This is a genomic window from Arenimonas fontis (assembly GCF_008386465.1).
Classification (GTDB): Bacteria; Pseudomonadota; Gammaproteobacteria; order Xanthomonadales; family Xanthomonadaceae; genus Arenimonas; species Arenimonas fontis.
This window is the reverse complement of record NZ_VUOD01000001.1, coordinates 68,351-82,052: the sequence shown is the minus strand read 5'-3', so window position 1 is coordinate 82,052 and position 13,702 is coordinate 68,351. Positions and strand designations below refer to the sequence as shown.

Genomic DNA, 13,702 nt, shown 5'->3' with positions numbered 1-13,702 from the left:
TTCAGGCCAGGCGGCCGACCAGATGGGCACCGGCGAGCCAGACGGCGATGCCGGTGCCCAGGCTGGTGAGGAAGAAGTTCAGCAGGACACGTGCAACCCGGTTGCGCCACCAACCCGACAAGTGGCCGGTATCCTCGCGCAGTCGCAGAAAGTCGGCATAGGTCGGTTTGCGCACCCATGCCTCGACCAGCGCGCTGACCGTGCCGGAGGCGAGGGCAGGGTGCAAGGGTGTCAATGGCGAGGCGACGAAGGCGGCCAGGATGCTCAGGGGGTGACCGCCGGCGGCCAGGCAGCCCAGGGCGCCACCGACGGCGGTGATCAGGGCCCATTGCAACAGCAGCTCGCCGCCAAACTGCAATCCACCCTGCCAGGCGCCCCAGGCGAAGCCGCCCAGCAGGAACACGGCCAGGAGCACCGTAAACCAAGGGAAGTTGCTGCGAGGCGGCAGGGCTTCGAGCTCGGACAGTTGCGCGGCTGGTTCGCCATGATCTTCGGCCAGGTGACTGGTCAATCCCGCCAGGTGGCCGGCTCCCACCACCACCAATACTTCCCGGCACCCCTCGGTGCCGATCTGGCGCAGGCTGGCCGCCATGTAACGGTCGCGCTCGGCTATCACTGCCTCGTAGACCTCCGGCGTACCCTGGGCGAACTCGCTGAAGCTTGCTTCCAGCACGTCGCCCTGCTTGAGCCTTTCAATTTCGTCCGCCTCGACCTCATGATCGGCGAACAGGCCTGCGGCGAGACCGGCAAGCAACTTCGCCCGACGCCACCAGCCCAGCCGACTGAAGGCGCGGCGCAGGGTGATGCCGACATCGCGATCCACCAGGGCCAGCCGCAGCCCGCGCTCGGCAGCGCCGACGGCAGCCGCCTTCAATTCGGCGCCAGGCTCCACGCCCAGGTGTTCGGCCAGCCGGCGCTGGTAGGCGGCGAGGGCCAAGTTGGCGGCCACCAGGCCGGTCTTGCCCTCACGGATGATCTGGAACAGGTCCAGCCCCGCCAGCGCGTCGGGGTCGGTCAGCGCGCGGTGTCTCTGGGCATCGAGCTCGACCGCGATAGTGTCGTAGCGGCCACTGGCGATTGCGGTCTCGACCGCGACGACGCTCGCGCGCGACACGTGGGCCGTACCTAGCAAGGTATAGCGCACGCCGTCGCGTTCGACGATCCGGTACGGCTGGCCGTCCAGGCCGGTCCGGCTGTCAGACAACGCGTTCAATCCCGGTACCGCTTCAGCAGATCCTGATAGGCGTCTATGCGCCGGTCCCGCAGGAAGGGCCATATGCGCCGGACCTGCTCGCTGCGGCCCAGGTCCACGGCAGTGATGAGTACATCCGGATCATCCGTGCCGGCCTCGGCCAGCAGCTCGCCCTGCGGGCCAAGGACATGACTGCTGCCCCAGAAACGGATACCGGACGTGCCCAGCGGCGAGGGTTCGTGACCGATCCGGTTGCAGCTCAGCACCGGCAGACCATTGGCCACGGCGTGGCCGCGATGGCTGAACATCCATGCCTCGCGCTGGCGGGTGCGTTCCTCGACCGCGTCGTCCGGATCCCAGCCGATGGCGGTCGGATAGAGCAGCAGCTCCGCCCCGGCAAGAGCCATCAGGCGGGCCGCTTCGGGGTACCACTGGTCCCAGCAGACCAGCACCCCGAGCCGGCCGACACTGGTGTCGATCGGCTCGAAACCCAGATCGCCCGGCGTGAAGTAGAACTTCTCGTAGAAGCCCGGGTCGTCGGGAATGTGCATCTTGCGGTATTTGCCGGCCAGGCGGCCGTCCCGGTCCAGCACTACCGCAGTGTTGTGATACAGGCCGGCGGCGCGACGTTCGAACAGCGAGCCGACGATGACCAGGGCATGCTTCTTCGCCAGGGCGCCCAGGCGGTCGGTACTCGGGCCGGGAATGGGCTCGGCCCGGTCGAACTCCGCCGTGGATTCGTGCTGGCAGAAGTAGGCGCCGTTGTGCAGTTCCTGCAGCAGCACCAGTTCCGCGCCGCGGGCAGCGGCTTCGGCGACGCGGGTTTCGATGCTGGCCAGGTTTGCGTCCACGCTTCCGTGGTCGCGGTCCTGTACCAGGGCAACGGTAAGAGTTCGCTTGCTCATGCCAGCAGGCCTTCGGGAAGTTGCATGGTGACGCAGTGCAGGCTGCCGTTCTGCCAGATCAGCGGGCGGCAATCCACCGGGACGATCTCGCGGCCGGGGAAGGCGCGGGCCAGTACGGCGGCGGCTTCCGCATCCGCGGGATCGTCGTAGGCCGGCATCAGCACGGCGCCGTTGACGATGAGGAAGTTGGCGTAGGAAGCGGCCAGGCGTCGGCCCTCGTCGAGGATCGGCCGCGGCCAGGGTAGTGGGAACAGCCGGTAGGGCCGACTGTCGGCGGTTCGCAGGGCGGCGATCTCGCCGGCCATGGCGGTCAGTTCGTGGTAGTGGCTGTCGGCCGGATCGCCGCAGGCCTGGAAGACGATGCCGTCGTCCGGGGCGAACCGGGCCAGGGTGTCGATGTGGGCATCGGTGTCGTCGCCTTCGAGATACCCGTGCTCGAGCCAGAGCACCCGGGACTGGGCCAGGCTGTCGGCGAGCACCTGGGCGAGCTCGTTCCGGGACTGGTCCGGATGGCGTTCGTGCAGGCAGCGCCAGGTGCTCAGCAGAGTGCCGGCGCCGTCCGTTTCGATGGCGCCGCCTTCCAGAGCGAACTCGACGCGCCGATAGGCGGCCGCCACCAGCAGACCGGACTCCCTGAGCCGGGCCACCAGCCGGTCGTCCCGGCCGGCCTGGAACTTGCCCCCCCAGGCCGTGAACCGGAAGTCCATCAGCCGGAAGCCGGCGCCTTCGCGCAGGGTGATCGGTCCGGAATCGCGCAGCCAGGTGTCGTCGTACTCCACTTCAAAGAAGCGGACCCGCTGCATATCCACACCGGCAGTGGCAAGGACCCCGCGGGCATGTTTGCGCAGGGCGGCGTCGGCGACGCAGACCAGGGCGGGCTGGAAGCGGGTGATGGCCGAGACCAGGGCGACATAGGTCCTCTCCACTCGGGCCAACCGGGGCGCCCAGTCAGTGCCTTCATGCGGCCAAGCGAGGAGGACGGCGGACTGGGGTTCCCACTCCGCCGGGAAACGCAGGGGTGCCGTCATCGCGGACTTACTCGATCGGCTTGGGTCCGATTTCGGCCTGGTGGGCCTTGTTGAGCACCGCGTTCACCACATGGTTGTGCTCGAAGTACACCGTGAACTCCGGGTAGACCCAGCGGGTGATCGGCGGGTTGTGCCGATGGTCGCCGGGGCCGGCCACCGGCGGAAACTTCTGCTGCGGCGCGCCGAAGGCCTTTTCGACCTGGGCCATGCTCTGGCCCCGGGCCGGCAGGGTCTTGCCCTGTGCGGCCTGGACGCGCTCGATCAGCAGGGTGTCGGCGGCGGCGGGTGCCTGCAGAAGCAGGCCGGCCGCCAGGGCGAGGGATACGGTCAAGGCCTTCATGTCCACCTCCGCGGTCTGGTCGGGTTGACGTTCCGGACCGGGATGATGGCAGAAGCCGCCCGGACCCGCCATCGGCGCTTGCCGTGTCGGGGCGCCGTGCCCGGCAGAAAAGGAAACGCCGGCTGACGCCGGCGTCCCGTAAGCTCCTGGGCAGCCGGCGCTCAGCGCTGGCGGGCCTTGAAGCGGGGGTTGGACTTGCAGATCACGAAGACCTTGCCGCGGCGGCGCACGACCTTGCAGTCGCGATGGCGGGTCTTCGCCGACTTCAGGGACGAGAGCACTTTCATGGCGGATCCTTGGTGGCAGGGCGGTTAAAGACGCGGGATTATAGCTGCCTCGAAAACCGCTTGCAATACAGACTCTTGGGCCTCCGCCAGGGGGGCGGTTCAGGGCGTGTAGGCCCGGGTCAGGGTGTTCAGATGCACCCGTTCGGCGTCCCGCAGCAGCGGCGAGAGCAGCATCATCACCTGGACGATGCCCTGGCGGATGGCCTCGTGCTCGTCCCGGTCGCCGCGGACGCTGGCATAGTTCAGCCAGAAGGTGGCGACCACCAGGATGTTGGTGGCGGTGGCTTCGACCTCGGCGGCCGAGGCCCGCATCACTCCGGCCTGGACCAGGCCGCGCATGCTGGTCTGGGCGTTGTCCGCGGCCCGCTTGAGTATCCGGCCAAAACGCAGGCGAAGACGCCGGTTGCGGCTCAGTATTTCGACGATGTCCCGGTACAGGAACCGGTACTCCCAGATGCACTCGAACACCAGGTGCAACTGCAGCCAGATGTCCTCCAGGTCGCGAAGCCGACCCTCCGGCGCGGCGAGGGCTGCATCCATGCGCTCTTCATAGCGCTGGAACAGTTGCTCGATGATGTCGTCCTTGTTGCGGAAATGGTAGTAAAGGTTGCCCGGGCTGATGTCCAACTCGTCGGCGATATGGTTGGTGGTGACATTTGGCTCGCCCTGTTCATTGAACATGGCCAGTGCGGCATCGAGGATGCGCTGGCGGGTCTGCCGGGCCATCGCTGGCGTCGTCAGCCGCGCAACTGCCTGACCAGGGCCACGTACTTCTTCATGGCCTCTTCCGCGGGCATGCCGGCCAGCTTTTCCCAGGCCTCGTACTTGGCGGTGCCGACGAAGTCGAAGAAGCCGGGGCGGGGCCCCTTCACGTCACCCTCCGAGCCCTGCTTGTACAGGGCATAGAGCCTGAGCATGGTGTCGTTGTCGGGCCGCTCGGGCAGGTCCATCACGTCCTTAGCGGCTTGCTGGAACTGTTTCTTCAGATCGGCCATTGCGGTTCCCCCGTGCCTGTGCCGGTGAATAGCACGCACCCGCGGGGCGGTCAACGCGGGGTTTGCCGGCTCCCCGGGGCTCTGGCAACTTAGGCGTGCCGGCCGGCCGTCCCGGCACGGCGGCAACCACAGGCGGCAATCAGGGCAGGGGATAGGTCAATGAGCTATTTCGTCACCGGCGGTACCGGTTTCATCGGGCGTTTCCTGGTCAGCAACCTGCTCAAGCGCAAGGGCACGGTCCATGTGCTGGTGCGCAAGGGATCGGAGAAGAAGCTCGACGACATCGCCGACCGCATGGGTTGGGATCGCAAGCGCGTGGTTGCGGTAGCCGGCGACCTCTCCAGTCCGAGACTTGGCCTGAGTCCGGCGCGGATCAAGGGCCTGGCCGGCAAGGTGAAACATTTCTTCCACCTCGCTGCCATCTATGACCTAACCGCCGATGCCGAGAGCCAGCGCATTGCCAACGTCGAAGGCACCAGGCATGCGGTCGAGCTGGCCATGGCGCTGAAGGCCGGTTGTTTCCACCATGCCAGTTCGATCGCCGCGGCGGGCCTGTATCCCGGGGTGTTTCGCGAGGACATGTTCGAGGAGGCAGAGGGTCTGCGCGATCCGTACCTGCGCACCAAGCATGAGTCCGAGGCGATCGTCCGCAAGGAATGCCGGGTGCCGTTCAGGATCTATCGGCCCGGCATCGTCATTGGCCACTCGCGCACCGGCGAGATGGACAAGATCGACGGCGTCTACTACCTCTTCACGTTGATCAAGAAGCTGCGCCAGGCGCTGCCACAATGGATGCCGACCCTGGGTGTCGAAGGCGGGCGCATCAACGTCGTGCCTGTGGATTTCGTCGCCGACGCCATGGACCACATCGCCCACAAGCGCGGCCTGGACGGACAATGCTTCCATCTGGTGGACCCGCAGCCGATGCGGTTCGGCGAGTTGATGAACGTGTTCTGCCGCGCCGCGCACGCACCGGAGATGACCATGCGGCTGGACGCTCGCATGTTCGCGGTGGTGCCGGCGCCGGTGCGCGGTGCACTGGTCAATCTGCCGCCGGTCAAGCGGTTCACCGGCATGCTGCTCAAGGACCTGAAGATCCCGGAAGCGGCGCTCGGTTTCATTACCTACCCGACCCGGTTCGACACCCGCAATGCCGAGCGCGCGCTAAAGGGCAGCAAGGTGCGCCTGCCGGATATCGGGGACTATGCCTGGCGGATATGGGACTACTGGGAACGGCATCTCGACCCGGACCTGTTCGTTGACCGTTCGCTGCGTGGCAACGTGGAGAACCGCGTGGTGCTGATCACCGGCGGCTCGTCCGGCATAGGCAAGGCGACGGCCGAGAAGGTGGCGGCGGCCGGCGCCAGGGTGATCATCGTGGCCCGGGGCAAAGAGGAGTTGTTCAAGACACGGGACGAGATCACTGCGGCGGGAGGCAAGTGCTGGGCCTATCCCTGTGACCTGACCGACATGGCGGCCTGCGACGAACTGGTCAGGACGGTGCTGGCCGAACACAAGGCGGTAGACATCCTGATCAACAACGCCGGCCGTTCGATCCGTCGTTCCATCGAACTCAGCTACGACCGCTTCCACGATTTCGAGCGGACGATGCAGCTGAACTACTTTGGCAGCCTGCGCCTGATCATGGGGTTCCTGCCAACCATGGCCAAGCGCCGCAAGGGCCACATCATCAACATCAGTTCGATCGGCGTGCTTGCCAGCTCGCCGAGATTCTCGGCCTACGTCGCCTCCAAGGCGGCGCTCGACGCCTTCAGCCGCTGTGCCCAGGCCGAGTTCAGCGGCAAGAACATCGCCTTCACCACCATCAACATGCCGCTGGTGAAGACACCGATGATCGCTCCGACCAAGATCTACGACGCCGTGCCGACGCTGACGCCGGACGAGGCTGCCGACCTGGTGGTCAAGGCGATCATCGAACGGCCAAGTCGCGTCGCTACCCGCATGGGCATCTTCGCCGCCACGCTGAACGCGCTGGCGCCGAAGGCTTACGAGGTGATCATGAACACGGCCTTCGAGATGTTCCCGGACTCGGCGGCTGCCAAGGGCGATCGCAAGGCAATCAAGGACGAACGGCCGACCAACGAACAGGTGGCTTTCGCCGCCCTGATGCGCGGAGTGCACTGGTAGCGTGCCGGGGCGAGGGGGGCGGCTCGCCGGGTTCGCCCGGCCGCCGTCGCTACTTGCACTGACGCCAGCGTACCGGCGACTGGCTGCCCGGAGGCGGTTCGAGTTGCAAGCGGGAGAAACGCAGCTCTTCGTACTCGACGAGGATGGCGCAGGCGTCGTTGACCAGGCCGCGATCCATACTGTCGGGGCGGGCCATGTTCACCACCAGGGTGGACTGGGTGGACCAGACCGCCGACTTCGCTTCTTCCAGCACCGCCACCCGGGCCGCCGCGGTGGCGCGGCGATTGGCCCTCTCTTCGTCACTGAGGCTTTCAACCTGTTCGAGGACGCGCCTGGCCTCGGCGACCTGCCGGCTGGCTTCGTCCGCGGGTGATGCGGGACCGGCAGTTGCCGCTGCCGGTTCCGGTGCTGGGGCGGCCGACGAGGCCGGTACACCGGTCACGGCCGCTGCCGCGGTCGCCGGCGGTGCCGGCTCGGCGACCCACGCCGCCAGGTACACCAGCAGGCCCAGCGCGAGACTGCCGGTCATGCCCCATTGTTTACCCCGCCGCGTTTCCGATGCGGCCTTTTCGCGCACCGCCTCTACCATCGCGGCGGGCGCGAACGGCTCCACCTGCGGCCACAGGCTCGGTCCGTCGATCAGTTCCACTTCGTAGCGGCGGGCCAGATCACGGGCAAATCCCTCGGCGCTGCCGAGGGTGACGAGGATGCCGCTGGCCGCTCCCTGCAGTTGCACGGCATTGGCGAAATCCCGGACGTTCGCTTCGCCCAGGCGGTAGGCCGTGCCATGCTTGTAGCCGACCAGGCAACGCTGGCCGTCCTTGAGCAGGACGAACTCGGTACCGCCGTCGCCCGGCTGACCGCTGGAAGGCGCTTCCCGGTACCCCTTCTCGGCCAGCGCCTGCAGGACCAGGCCGGCACATTCCCGCCACTTCATTCCGGCCAGGGCCTGGATTCCGGCCAGGGTCTCGGCCTTGCGACGACGATGCACTCCGAACCACCAGAAACTTCCGGCCAAGGCCGCGAGCGAGGTGGCGATCGCGAGGATCAGGGGGGGCATGCCGAGCATCCGACCGACTCCGGGTCACCAAAGGGGTGCAAAGCATAACGCCAAAAGACGACGGGCCCGGCTAGACCGGGCCCGTCGCCAGGCAGGTAAAGGGTCCGCCAGCCCGAAGCCGAAAGGGGAGGGAGCGAACGACTCCGTTCCGGCTGGCGGACGTCAACGGTGCGGCTCAGGCCTCCTGCGGAGGCACCGGCCTCGGCGCCTTGGGCAGGGCCGGCTTGCGCGGCCGGGCGGTGGCCTTCGTCGCGGACTTCTTGCCGAGGCTGCCGGGACGCCGGGTCGCCTTCCTTGCCGCCTTCTTGCGGGCTGGCGCCTTTCCGCCCGAGAGCTTGCGCAGCTCCGAGGTCAGCGCGTCCACCCTGGCGCCCAGCTCGTCCAGGTCTTCCTTGCCCGGCACGCCCAGGCGGTTCAGCGCACGCTGGACGCGCTCCTCGAACACCTTCTCCAGACGGTCCCAGGTGTCCGCGGCGCGCTCGCGTACCACGCCCACCCTGTCTTCGACCGCATCGCGCACCGCGTCCACCTTGCCGGTGGCCAGCTTGCGGGTGGACGTCTCCAGGCTCATGCCTTCCCTCACCAGCGCCTCGAACAGCTTCGAGCCTTCGTTCTGGGCGCGCTGGAAGGCGCCGATGCCGGCAGCCCAGATCTGCTGGGCGGAGCCCATGATGGAACGGGACAGCTGCTCGGCACGGGCCTGCAGGTCGGCGGCGCTCGGCTTGGCATTGGCCTTGGCGCGGGCGGTCTTCTTCAGCTTGGCCATGAGTGTGTCGGCTCCTGTACTCGGATCGGCCCGCACGCGGGCCTAGTGTGGCGCAAGATGCGCCGGCGGTCTAGAGCATTCACACCACCGGGGCAAACGGTTCAGCCGCGGCGAGGGTTCGCCCGGCCGCTGCCCCGCAGCAGCGCGTCCACGTCGTCCAGGGCACGTTCCAGTTTTGCCTCGGTGACGGTGCGGCGCCGGGCCGGCGCCAGGCCGGCGAGCAGGGAAGGTGCCGGGTCGTCCAGCACTTCGGCGCGCAGGTGCAGGCCGTGCCTGGCCAGCAGTGGCCCGATCTCGGCCCGGCGGCGGCGCAGGTCGTTCAGTGTGCAACGGAAGGCGTGCTCGCAGACCCGCTGCCGGGCCGAGTAGCCGAAGACATTGGTGTAGAACATCTCGCCGTCGTCCTCGTTGGGCTCGAACACCAGCTGGTCCACCTGCGGATAGCGCTCGGCGTACTTTTCCAGGCCGACCCGCATGCGCGACTGCAACATGGTGCGCACGGTCTGGGAAAGCACCATCGGCAGACCACCCTCGGCGAGCTTGTCCCTACCCTGGCGGGGTTTCTCGGTGGCGCGCTTGGCGTTGTAGGGCACGAACGGGTTGATCCCGATCATCAGGTCGATGCCATGGTCCAGCACGACCGACGCATGCATGGTCCGGCGCAGCGCGCCGTCGACGAAATGGTGGCCGCGGATGTCCACCGGCGGGTACAGGCCCGGCAGGGCGGAACTGGCCTGCACCGCCTTGGAGATCGGCACGTCGTCCCAGCCCGGGGCGCCGAAGCGCACCGCTTCGCCGCTATCCAGGTCCACCGCCACCACGTAGAGTCTGGCGGCCAGCTCCCGGAAATCGTTGCTGCGTCCATGCAGGGTGAATACCTGGCTCAGGAAGCGTTCGATGCCGGAGTTGTCGAAAAGGCCGGTGGGGATGGCGCCGCCGATGCGGCCGACCAGGTCGGCCAGGTGCGAACCGGTCGGGTCGGTCAGGACACCCTGCCACCATTCGACCGCCAGTCGCGGCAGGGCGATGGCCCGGCGCAGGTACTCGCCGAAGGCCGGGCGCAGAAACATTTCCGGACGGAACTTCACGTCCGGGCTGTCGCCGGTGATGAAGATGCGGCACATGTCGGCGGTGTCCAGCCGATTGGCCAGGCCGGCCGCCAGGAAGGCGCCCGAGCTGACCCCGACGTAGACGTCCAGCCGGGTGAGGTCCAGCCCGTCCATGGCGACGTCCAGGGCCCGCAAGGCACCCAGTTCGTACATGCCGCCGATCGGGCCGCCGCCGGCCACGGCCAGGCCGATGCGGCCCGGGCTGGCGCGCCGGCGCTTCCGGGCGGGTTGGATTACGAGCATCCTGTGTGCGTTCCTGGACCAAGGGCGCCCGGATTGTAGCCCCTGGCCCGCCCCCTACAAGCGATGCCGTCCGCCTGCCCATTCCCGCATCCGTGAGCGAGATCCTGCTGCGCCGGCGGCTTGCCAGGCGTTTGGCCTGGCAACGCCGCCTGAACGACCCGGTGGCCGAGCCCCGCAACCGGCTGGCGACCCTGCCACCGCTGCGCGCCTGGCAGGCCGACCGGCTGCGGGCGAGCTTCCGGGACTTTCTGGAGCGGCCGGGAACCCGGGCTGCCGCGCAGTTTTTCCTGGACGACCTGTACGGTGACCGGGATTTCTCCGGTCGTGACCGCGATGCCGCGCGAGTGTTGCCGGCGATGGTCCGGCTGCTGCCGGCGGCCCTGTCGGAGGCGGCGGTCGAGGCGGTCGAGCTGGCGGTGCTCAGCCATGCGTTCGATCTGGCAATGGCGACTGTGCTGGCCAAGCGCCCTGACCCGCATGCGCCGATCACCATGGCGGATTACGGGCAGGCCTACCGGGAAACGGGCTGCCCGCGCCTGCGCCGGCATCAGATCGGCCTGATCCTGTCGCTGGGCAGGACACTGGAGGCCGCCGTGCGCCTGCCGGGCGTCGGGCGATTGCTGCGTGCCTCGCGGCTGCCGGCGCGCCTGGCGGGGGTGTCGGAACTCCAGGGCTTTCTGGAGAGGGGGTTTGCCGCCTTCGCCGGCCTGGAGGGCGCGGGCCGGTTCCTGGACGCGATCGCGGAGCGGGAATACGCCGCGTCGCGGCGGCTGTTCGCGGGCGACCCCGACCCGTTCCGGCTCAACCGAAAGCCTCGTCCAGGTAACGGTGGATCTCGTTCTCGACCGTCGGCTTGAGCGCGAACAGCAGAAAACCCAGCCGGGCTACCACCCGCACTTCCGTCGGCCCGACCTCGATGCTGCCGTCGACGCCGCTGCGGGAGAAATGCAGCGTATTCCCCTGCCAGCGGCAGTCCACCTCGAAGCGCTCGGCCAGATGGTCGGCGACCTTCTGGATGGCCGCCTTGGCGCGGTCGGCGGGCAGGGCATGCTTTCGGCGGATGTCTATGTCGGACATGGCGGTCTCCGTGAGCGGCCCATTCTGATCGGAATTGCCGTATCCACCAAGCATGCCGACGCCGACCCCATGTTAGATTGCGCCGCGGAGGACACCGGATGCAGTTGAGCTTTCCCAACGGCGAACACCCGAACCTGCCCCTGCAGGGGGAGGTCACGATAGGCAGCCGCGGTAGCCGGGTGCAGTTGAGCGGACTGGGCCTGGCGCCCCTGCATGCAAGTTTCGTCGCCGACCGGCGCGGGCTTTGGCTGCGGGTGCCGGCGGGCGTACCGGTGGTGCATGTCAACGCCCGCCCGGTGCGGAGGCTGGCCCAGCTGCGTCCGGGCGACCTGGTCTGCCTGGACCGTCTGCGGGTGCTGGTCCGCGACGACGACGACCCGCCGATCGAGCGGCGCATACCCGCCGCCGCACCGGCACCAATGAGCGAAGCGCAGCGCGTATCGGCGGCACGGGTGGTGCTGCGTGGGCAGAGTGGCCCGCATTTCGGCCGCAGCCTCACCCTCAGCGAGCCACGTCTGATCGGCCGCTCGGCCGCAGCCGATCTCCGTCTCGACGATCCGGCGGTGGCCGAGCGGCATGCCGTGGTGGAACTGCACGGCGACCGCATCGTGTTGCGCTCCCAATGCGCGGAGCCGACCCTGGTCAACGGCGTGCCGGTGCTGGATGCGGTGCTGGCTCCGGGCGACCAGTTGCAGGTCGACCAGTACCGCTTCGTGCTGGAGGCGCCGGGCCTGCCTCAGCGTGGCCAGGCGGGAGCCGCCCGGATCGCCGCCAATCCGCACACCCAGACGGTGCCGGCGGTACGGGTGCCGGTGGCCCGGGATCCGGTTCCGGGCGAACCCTCGGGAGAGGCGCCGAAAGAGGCCGGCGGCGGCCGCGACCCGGGCGCACTCTGGTGGCTGATCGCAGCCGCCACCGTGCTGGCGGCGGCCTTGACTGCGCTGCTGGTCTACGCGCCCCGGGTCGGCTGAGCGGCTACAGGACGCCGGCGGTGGCGCCAGTGCCAGCCCAGGCGCAGGCCCAGCAGCACGGCCAGCAGCGCCGCATACAGCAGCGGCTCGCGCAGGTCCGCCTTCACCAGCCACAGGTAGTGCAGCACCGCCAGGATGCCGGCTGCGTACACCGCCTTGTGCAACTGTCCCCAGCGCCTGCCGAGGCGGCGCATCCAGCCGCGGGTCGAGGTCAGCGCCAGGGCCAGCAGCAGTAGCCAGGCAGAAAACCCGGCGGTGACGTAGGGCCGCAGCACGATGTCCTCGAGGATCTGCCGCCAGTAGGCGCCGAGGTCCAGCACCAGGTACACCCCAAGGTGCAGGCAGGCGTAAAAAAACGCGTACAGGCCCAGCATCCGGCGGAAGCGGATCGGCCAGCTTCGGCCGGACAGCCGGCGCAGCGGCGTCATTGCCAGGCAGACGAGGAGCAGGCGCAGGGCCCAGTCGCCGGTGCCGTGGGTCAGGGCCGCGACCGGATCGGGACCCAGGTCGGCGCGGATCGCCCGCCAGGCCAGGTGTGCAAGCGGGGCCAGCAGCAGGACATGGGCAGCGGCCTTGAACCAGAACCAGCGCCAGTCCACCCGGCTCAGAACCATTTGCGCAGGTCCATGCCGGCGTACAGCGAGGCCACTTGCTCGCCGTAACCGTTGAAGGGCAGGGTGGGAATGCGTCTGGCGAACAGGTTTCCGCCCTCGCCGGCGATGCGCCGTTCGCTGCGTTGGCTCCAGCGTGGATGCGGCACGTCGGGATTCACGTTGGAATAGAACCCGTACTCGGAAGGCTGCGCCATGTTCCAGGCGGTGGGCGGCATGGACTCGGTGAAATCGATGCGGACGATCGATTTGATGCTCTTGAAACCGTATTTCCACGGTACGACCAGCCGCAGCGGCGCGCCGTTCTGGTTGGGCAGGTTGCGACCGTACATGCCGGTTGCCAGCAGCGTCAGCGGGTGCATGGCCTCGTCCATGCGCAGGCCTTCCCGGTAGGGCCAGTCGAGTACCGGCAGGCGTAGACCAGGCATCCGGGCCCGGTCGGCCAGGGTGGTGAAGGCGACGAAGCGGGCACGCGAGGTCGGCCGGAAGCGGCGGATCACCGCCGCCAACGGAATGCCCAGCCAAGGGATGACCATGGACCAGCCCTCGACGCACCGCAGCCGGTACACACGCTCCTCGACGGTGTGCGGTCGCAGCAAGTCGTCGAGGGCGAAGGTGCCGGTAACCTCGGCCTCGCCACCGACCACCACCACCCAGGGCTCGGTCGGCAGGGTATGGGCGTGGCGGGCCGGGTCGGCCTTGCCGGTGCCGAACTCATAGAAGTTGTTGTAGCCGGACGCGTCCTCGAAGCGGGTCAGCGGTTCGGCGCTGCGGAATCCGTCGGGCCCGTCGTCGGGTTCCGCAACCGCCAGGGCCTCCTCGTCCTCGGCGCCGGCGCAGCCGGCCAGGCCGGCCAATGGCACTCCGGTGGCGGCCAGGATCAGGCGCCGTCGGGCCAGCCAGACCGGTTCCGGGGTGATTTCCGAGGCGGCAACGGGGGGCAGGCGGAGGCGAGGCATGGGCGGCTCCC

Annotated in this window: 16 protein-coding genes; 3 read left to right on the top strand and 13 right to left on the bottom strand. The window is 68.4% G+C overall.

Translation table 11 applies throughout. The features are described from left to right. Position 1: 1 nt before the first annotated feature. The 7 genes from F0415_RS00430 to F0415_RS00400 all read right to left on the bottom strand — a co-directional run bounded on the left by F0415_RS00430 (position 2) and on the right by F0415_RS00400 (position 4,747). Positions 2–1,213, bottom strand: coding sequence for a TraB/GumN family protein (locus F0415_RS00430; protein WP_425457794.1), 1,212 nt, complete (start codon positions 1,211–1,213; stop codon positions 2–4). After that, positions 1,210–2,097 (bottom strand): carbon-nitrogen hydrolase, encoded by an 888-nt coding sequence (locus tag F0415_RS00425; protein ID WP_149859223.1) that lies wholly within the window; start codon positions 2,095–2,097, stop codon positions 1,210–1,212. The genes F0415_RS00430 and F0415_RS00425 overlap by 4 nt, the downstream gene beginning before the upstream one ends. Further along, complete coding sequence (locus tag F0415_RS00420) at positions 2,094–3,125, bottom strand: agmatine deiminase family protein (RefSeq protein ID WP_149859222.1); 1,032 nt, start codon at positions 3,123–3,125, stop codon at positions 2,094–2,096. The genes F0415_RS00425 and F0415_RS00420 overlap by 4 nt, the downstream gene beginning before the upstream one ends. Positions 3,126–3,132: 7 nt before the next feature. Then, positions 3,133–3,465, bottom strand: a complete 333-nt coding sequence (locus F0415_RS00415) for a hypothetical protein (RefSeq protein ID WP_149859221.1) — start codon at positions 3,463–3,465, stop codon at positions 3,133–3,135. 161 nt (positions 3,466–3,626) lie between these two features. Beyond that, positions 3,627–3,752, bottom strand: coding sequence for a type B 50S ribosomal protein L36 (gene ykgO / locus F0415_RS00410; protein ID WP_005913193.1), 126 nt, complete (start codon positions 3,750–3,752; stop codon positions 3,627–3,629). Positions 3,753–3,851: 99 nt separating this feature from the next. Beyond that, entirely contained in the window at positions 3,852–4,478 is a 627-nt protein-coding gene (locus tag F0415_RS00405; RefSeq protein ID WP_149859220.1) for a TetR/AcrR family transcriptional regulator, read from the bottom strand. Between the two features lie 11 nt (positions 4,479–4,489). Continuing rightward, positions 4,490–4,747, bottom strand: coding sequence for an acyl-CoA-binding protein (locus tag F0415_RS00400; RefSeq protein ID WP_149859219.1), 258 nt, complete (start codon positions 4,745–4,747; stop codon positions 4,490–4,492). 159 nt (positions 4,748–4,906) lie between these two features. On the opposite strand from F0415_RS00400, the gene F0415_RS00395 reads away from it, so the two are divergent. Then, entirely contained in the window at positions 4,907–6,895 is a 1,989-nt protein-coding gene (locus tag F0415_RS00395) for an SDR family oxidoreductase (protein ID WP_149859218.1), read from the top strand. A 49-nt stretch (positions 6,896–6,944) separates the two neighbouring features. On the opposite strand, the gene F0415_RS00390 is transcribed toward F0415_RS00395, so the two are convergent. The 3 genes from F0415_RS00390 to F0415_RS00380 form a co-directional block, all read right to left on the bottom strand. Next, a complete protein-coding gene (locus F0415_RS00390; protein ID WP_188310241.1) occupies positions 6,945–7,955 on the bottom strand; it encodes a restriction endonuclease in 1,011 nt (336 codons plus the stop codon). A gap of 175 nt (positions 7,956–8,130) precedes the next feature. Next, positions 8,131–8,721, bottom strand: a complete 591-nt coding sequence (locus F0415_RS00385; RefSeq protein WP_149859216.1) for a phasin family protein — start codon at positions 8,719–8,721, stop codon at positions 8,131–8,133. A 101-nt stretch (positions 8,722–8,822) separates the two neighbouring features. Beyond that, positions 8,823–10,073, bottom strand: coding sequence for a patatin-like phospholipase family protein (locus F0415_RS00380; RefSeq protein WP_149859215.1), 1,251 nt, complete (start codon positions 10,071–10,073; stop codon positions 8,823–8,825). A gap of 92 nt (positions 10,074–10,165) precedes the next feature. Here F0415_RS00380 and F0415_RS00375 point away from each other — a divergent pair, with 92 nt between their 5' ends. Beyond that, a complete protein-coding gene (locus tag F0415_RS00375) occupies positions 10,166–10,930 on the top strand; it encodes a DUF8198 family protein (RefSeq protein ID WP_149859214.1) in 765 nt (254 codons plus the stop codon). On the opposite strand, the gene F0415_RS00370 is transcribed toward F0415_RS00375, so the two are convergent. Further along, positions 10,875–11,150, bottom strand: a complete 276-nt coding sequence (locus F0415_RS00370; RefSeq protein ID WP_149859213.1) for a polyhydroxyalkanoic acid system family protein — start codon at positions 11,148–11,150, stop codon at positions 10,875–10,877. The two genes, F0415_RS00375 and F0415_RS00370, sit on opposite strands and share 56 nt — an antisense overlap. Before the next feature lie 98 nt (positions 11,151–11,248). Here F0415_RS00370 and F0415_RS00365 point away from each other — a divergent pair, with 98 nt between their 5' ends. Next, positions 11,249–12,121, top strand: a complete 873-nt coding sequence (locus F0415_RS00365) for an FHA domain-containing protein (protein WP_149859212.1) — start codon at positions 11,249–11,251, stop codon at positions 12,119–12,121. On the opposite strand, the gene F0415_RS00360 is transcribed toward F0415_RS00365, so the two are convergent. Together F0415_RS00360 and msrP are read right to left on the bottom strand one after the other, a co-directional pair. Beyond that, on the bottom strand, positions 12,100–12,735 hold the full coding sequence (locus tag F0415_RS00360; protein WP_149859211.1) for a protein-methionine-sulfoxide reductase heme-binding subunit MsrQ: 636 nt from the start codon (positions 12,733–12,735) through the stop codon (positions 12,100–12,102). The genes F0415_RS00365 and F0415_RS00360 overlap by 22 nt on opposite strands. Next, entirely contained in the window at positions 12,726–13,691 is a 966-nt protein-coding gene (msrP, locus tag F0415_RS00355) for a protein-methionine-sulfoxide reductase catalytic subunit MsrP (RefSeq protein ID WP_149859210.1), read from the bottom strand. Before msrP ends, F0415_RS00360 begins: the two co-directional genes overlap by 10 nt. Positions 13,692–13,702 lie beyond the last annotated feature (11 nt).

What these genes read in the sequence shown, in the direction of transcription:
- F0415_RS00360 (WP_149859211.1), bottom strand. Translation starts at nt 12,735, where the DNA reads ATGGTTCTGAGCCGGGTGGACTGGCGCTGGTTCTGGTTCAAGGCCGCT.
- msrP (WP_149859210.1), bottom strand. Translation starts at nt 13,691, where the DNA reads ATGCCTCGCCTCCGCCTGCCCCCCGTTGCCGCCTCGGAAATCACCCCG.
- F0415_RS00415 (WP_149859221.1), bottom strand. Translation starts at nt 3,465, where the DNA reads ATGAAGGCCTTGACCGTATCCCTCGCCCTGGCGGCCGGCCTGCTTCTG.
- F0415_RS00370 (WP_149859213.1), bottom strand. Translation starts at nt 11,150, where the DNA reads ATGTCCGACATAGACATCCGCCGAAAGCATGCCCTGCCCGCCGACCGC.
- F0415_RS00400 (WP_149859219.1), bottom strand. Translation starts at nt 4,747, where the DNA reads ATGGCCGATCTGAAGAAACAGTTCCAGCAAGCCGCTAAGGACGTGATG.
- ykgO (WP_005913193.1), bottom strand. Translation starts at nt 3,752, where the DNA reads ATGAAAGTGCTCTCGTCCCTGAAGTCGGCGAAGACCCGCCATCGCGAC.
- F0415_RS00380 (WP_149859215.1), bottom strand. Translation starts at nt 10,073, where the DNA reads ATGCTCGTAATCCAACCCGCCCGGAAGCGCCGGCGCGCCAGCCCGGGC.
- F0415_RS00425 (WP_149859223.1), bottom strand. Translation starts at nt 2,097, where the DNA reads ATGAGCAAGCGAACTCTTACCGTTGCCCTGGTACAGGACCGCGACCAC.
- F0415_RS00385 (WP_149859216.1), bottom strand. Translation starts at nt 8,721, where the DNA reads ATGGCCAAGCTGAAGAAGACCGCCCGCGCCAAGGCCAATGCCAAGCCG.
- F0415_RS00395 (WP_149859218.1), top strand. Translation starts at nt 4,907, where the DNA reads ATGAGCTATTTCGTCACCGGCGGTACCGGTTTCATCGGGCGTTTCCTG.
- F0415_RS00390 (WP_188310241.1), bottom strand. Translation starts at nt 7,955, where the DNA reads ATGCCCCCCCTGATCCTCGCGATCGCCACCTCGCTCGCGGCCTTGGCC.
- F0415_RS00405 (WP_149859220.1), bottom strand. Translation starts at nt 4,478, where the DNA reads ATGGCCCGGCAGACCCGCCAGCGCATCCTCGATGCCGCACTGGCCATG.
- F0415_RS00420 (WP_149859222.1), bottom strand. Translation starts at nt 3,125, where the DNA reads ATGACGGCACCCCTGCGTTTCCCGGCGGAGTGGGAACCCCAGTCCGCC.
- F0415_RS00365 (WP_149859212.1), top strand. Translation starts at nt 11,249, where the DNA reads ATGCAGTTGAGCTTTCCCAACGGCGAACACCCGAACCTGCCCCTGCAG.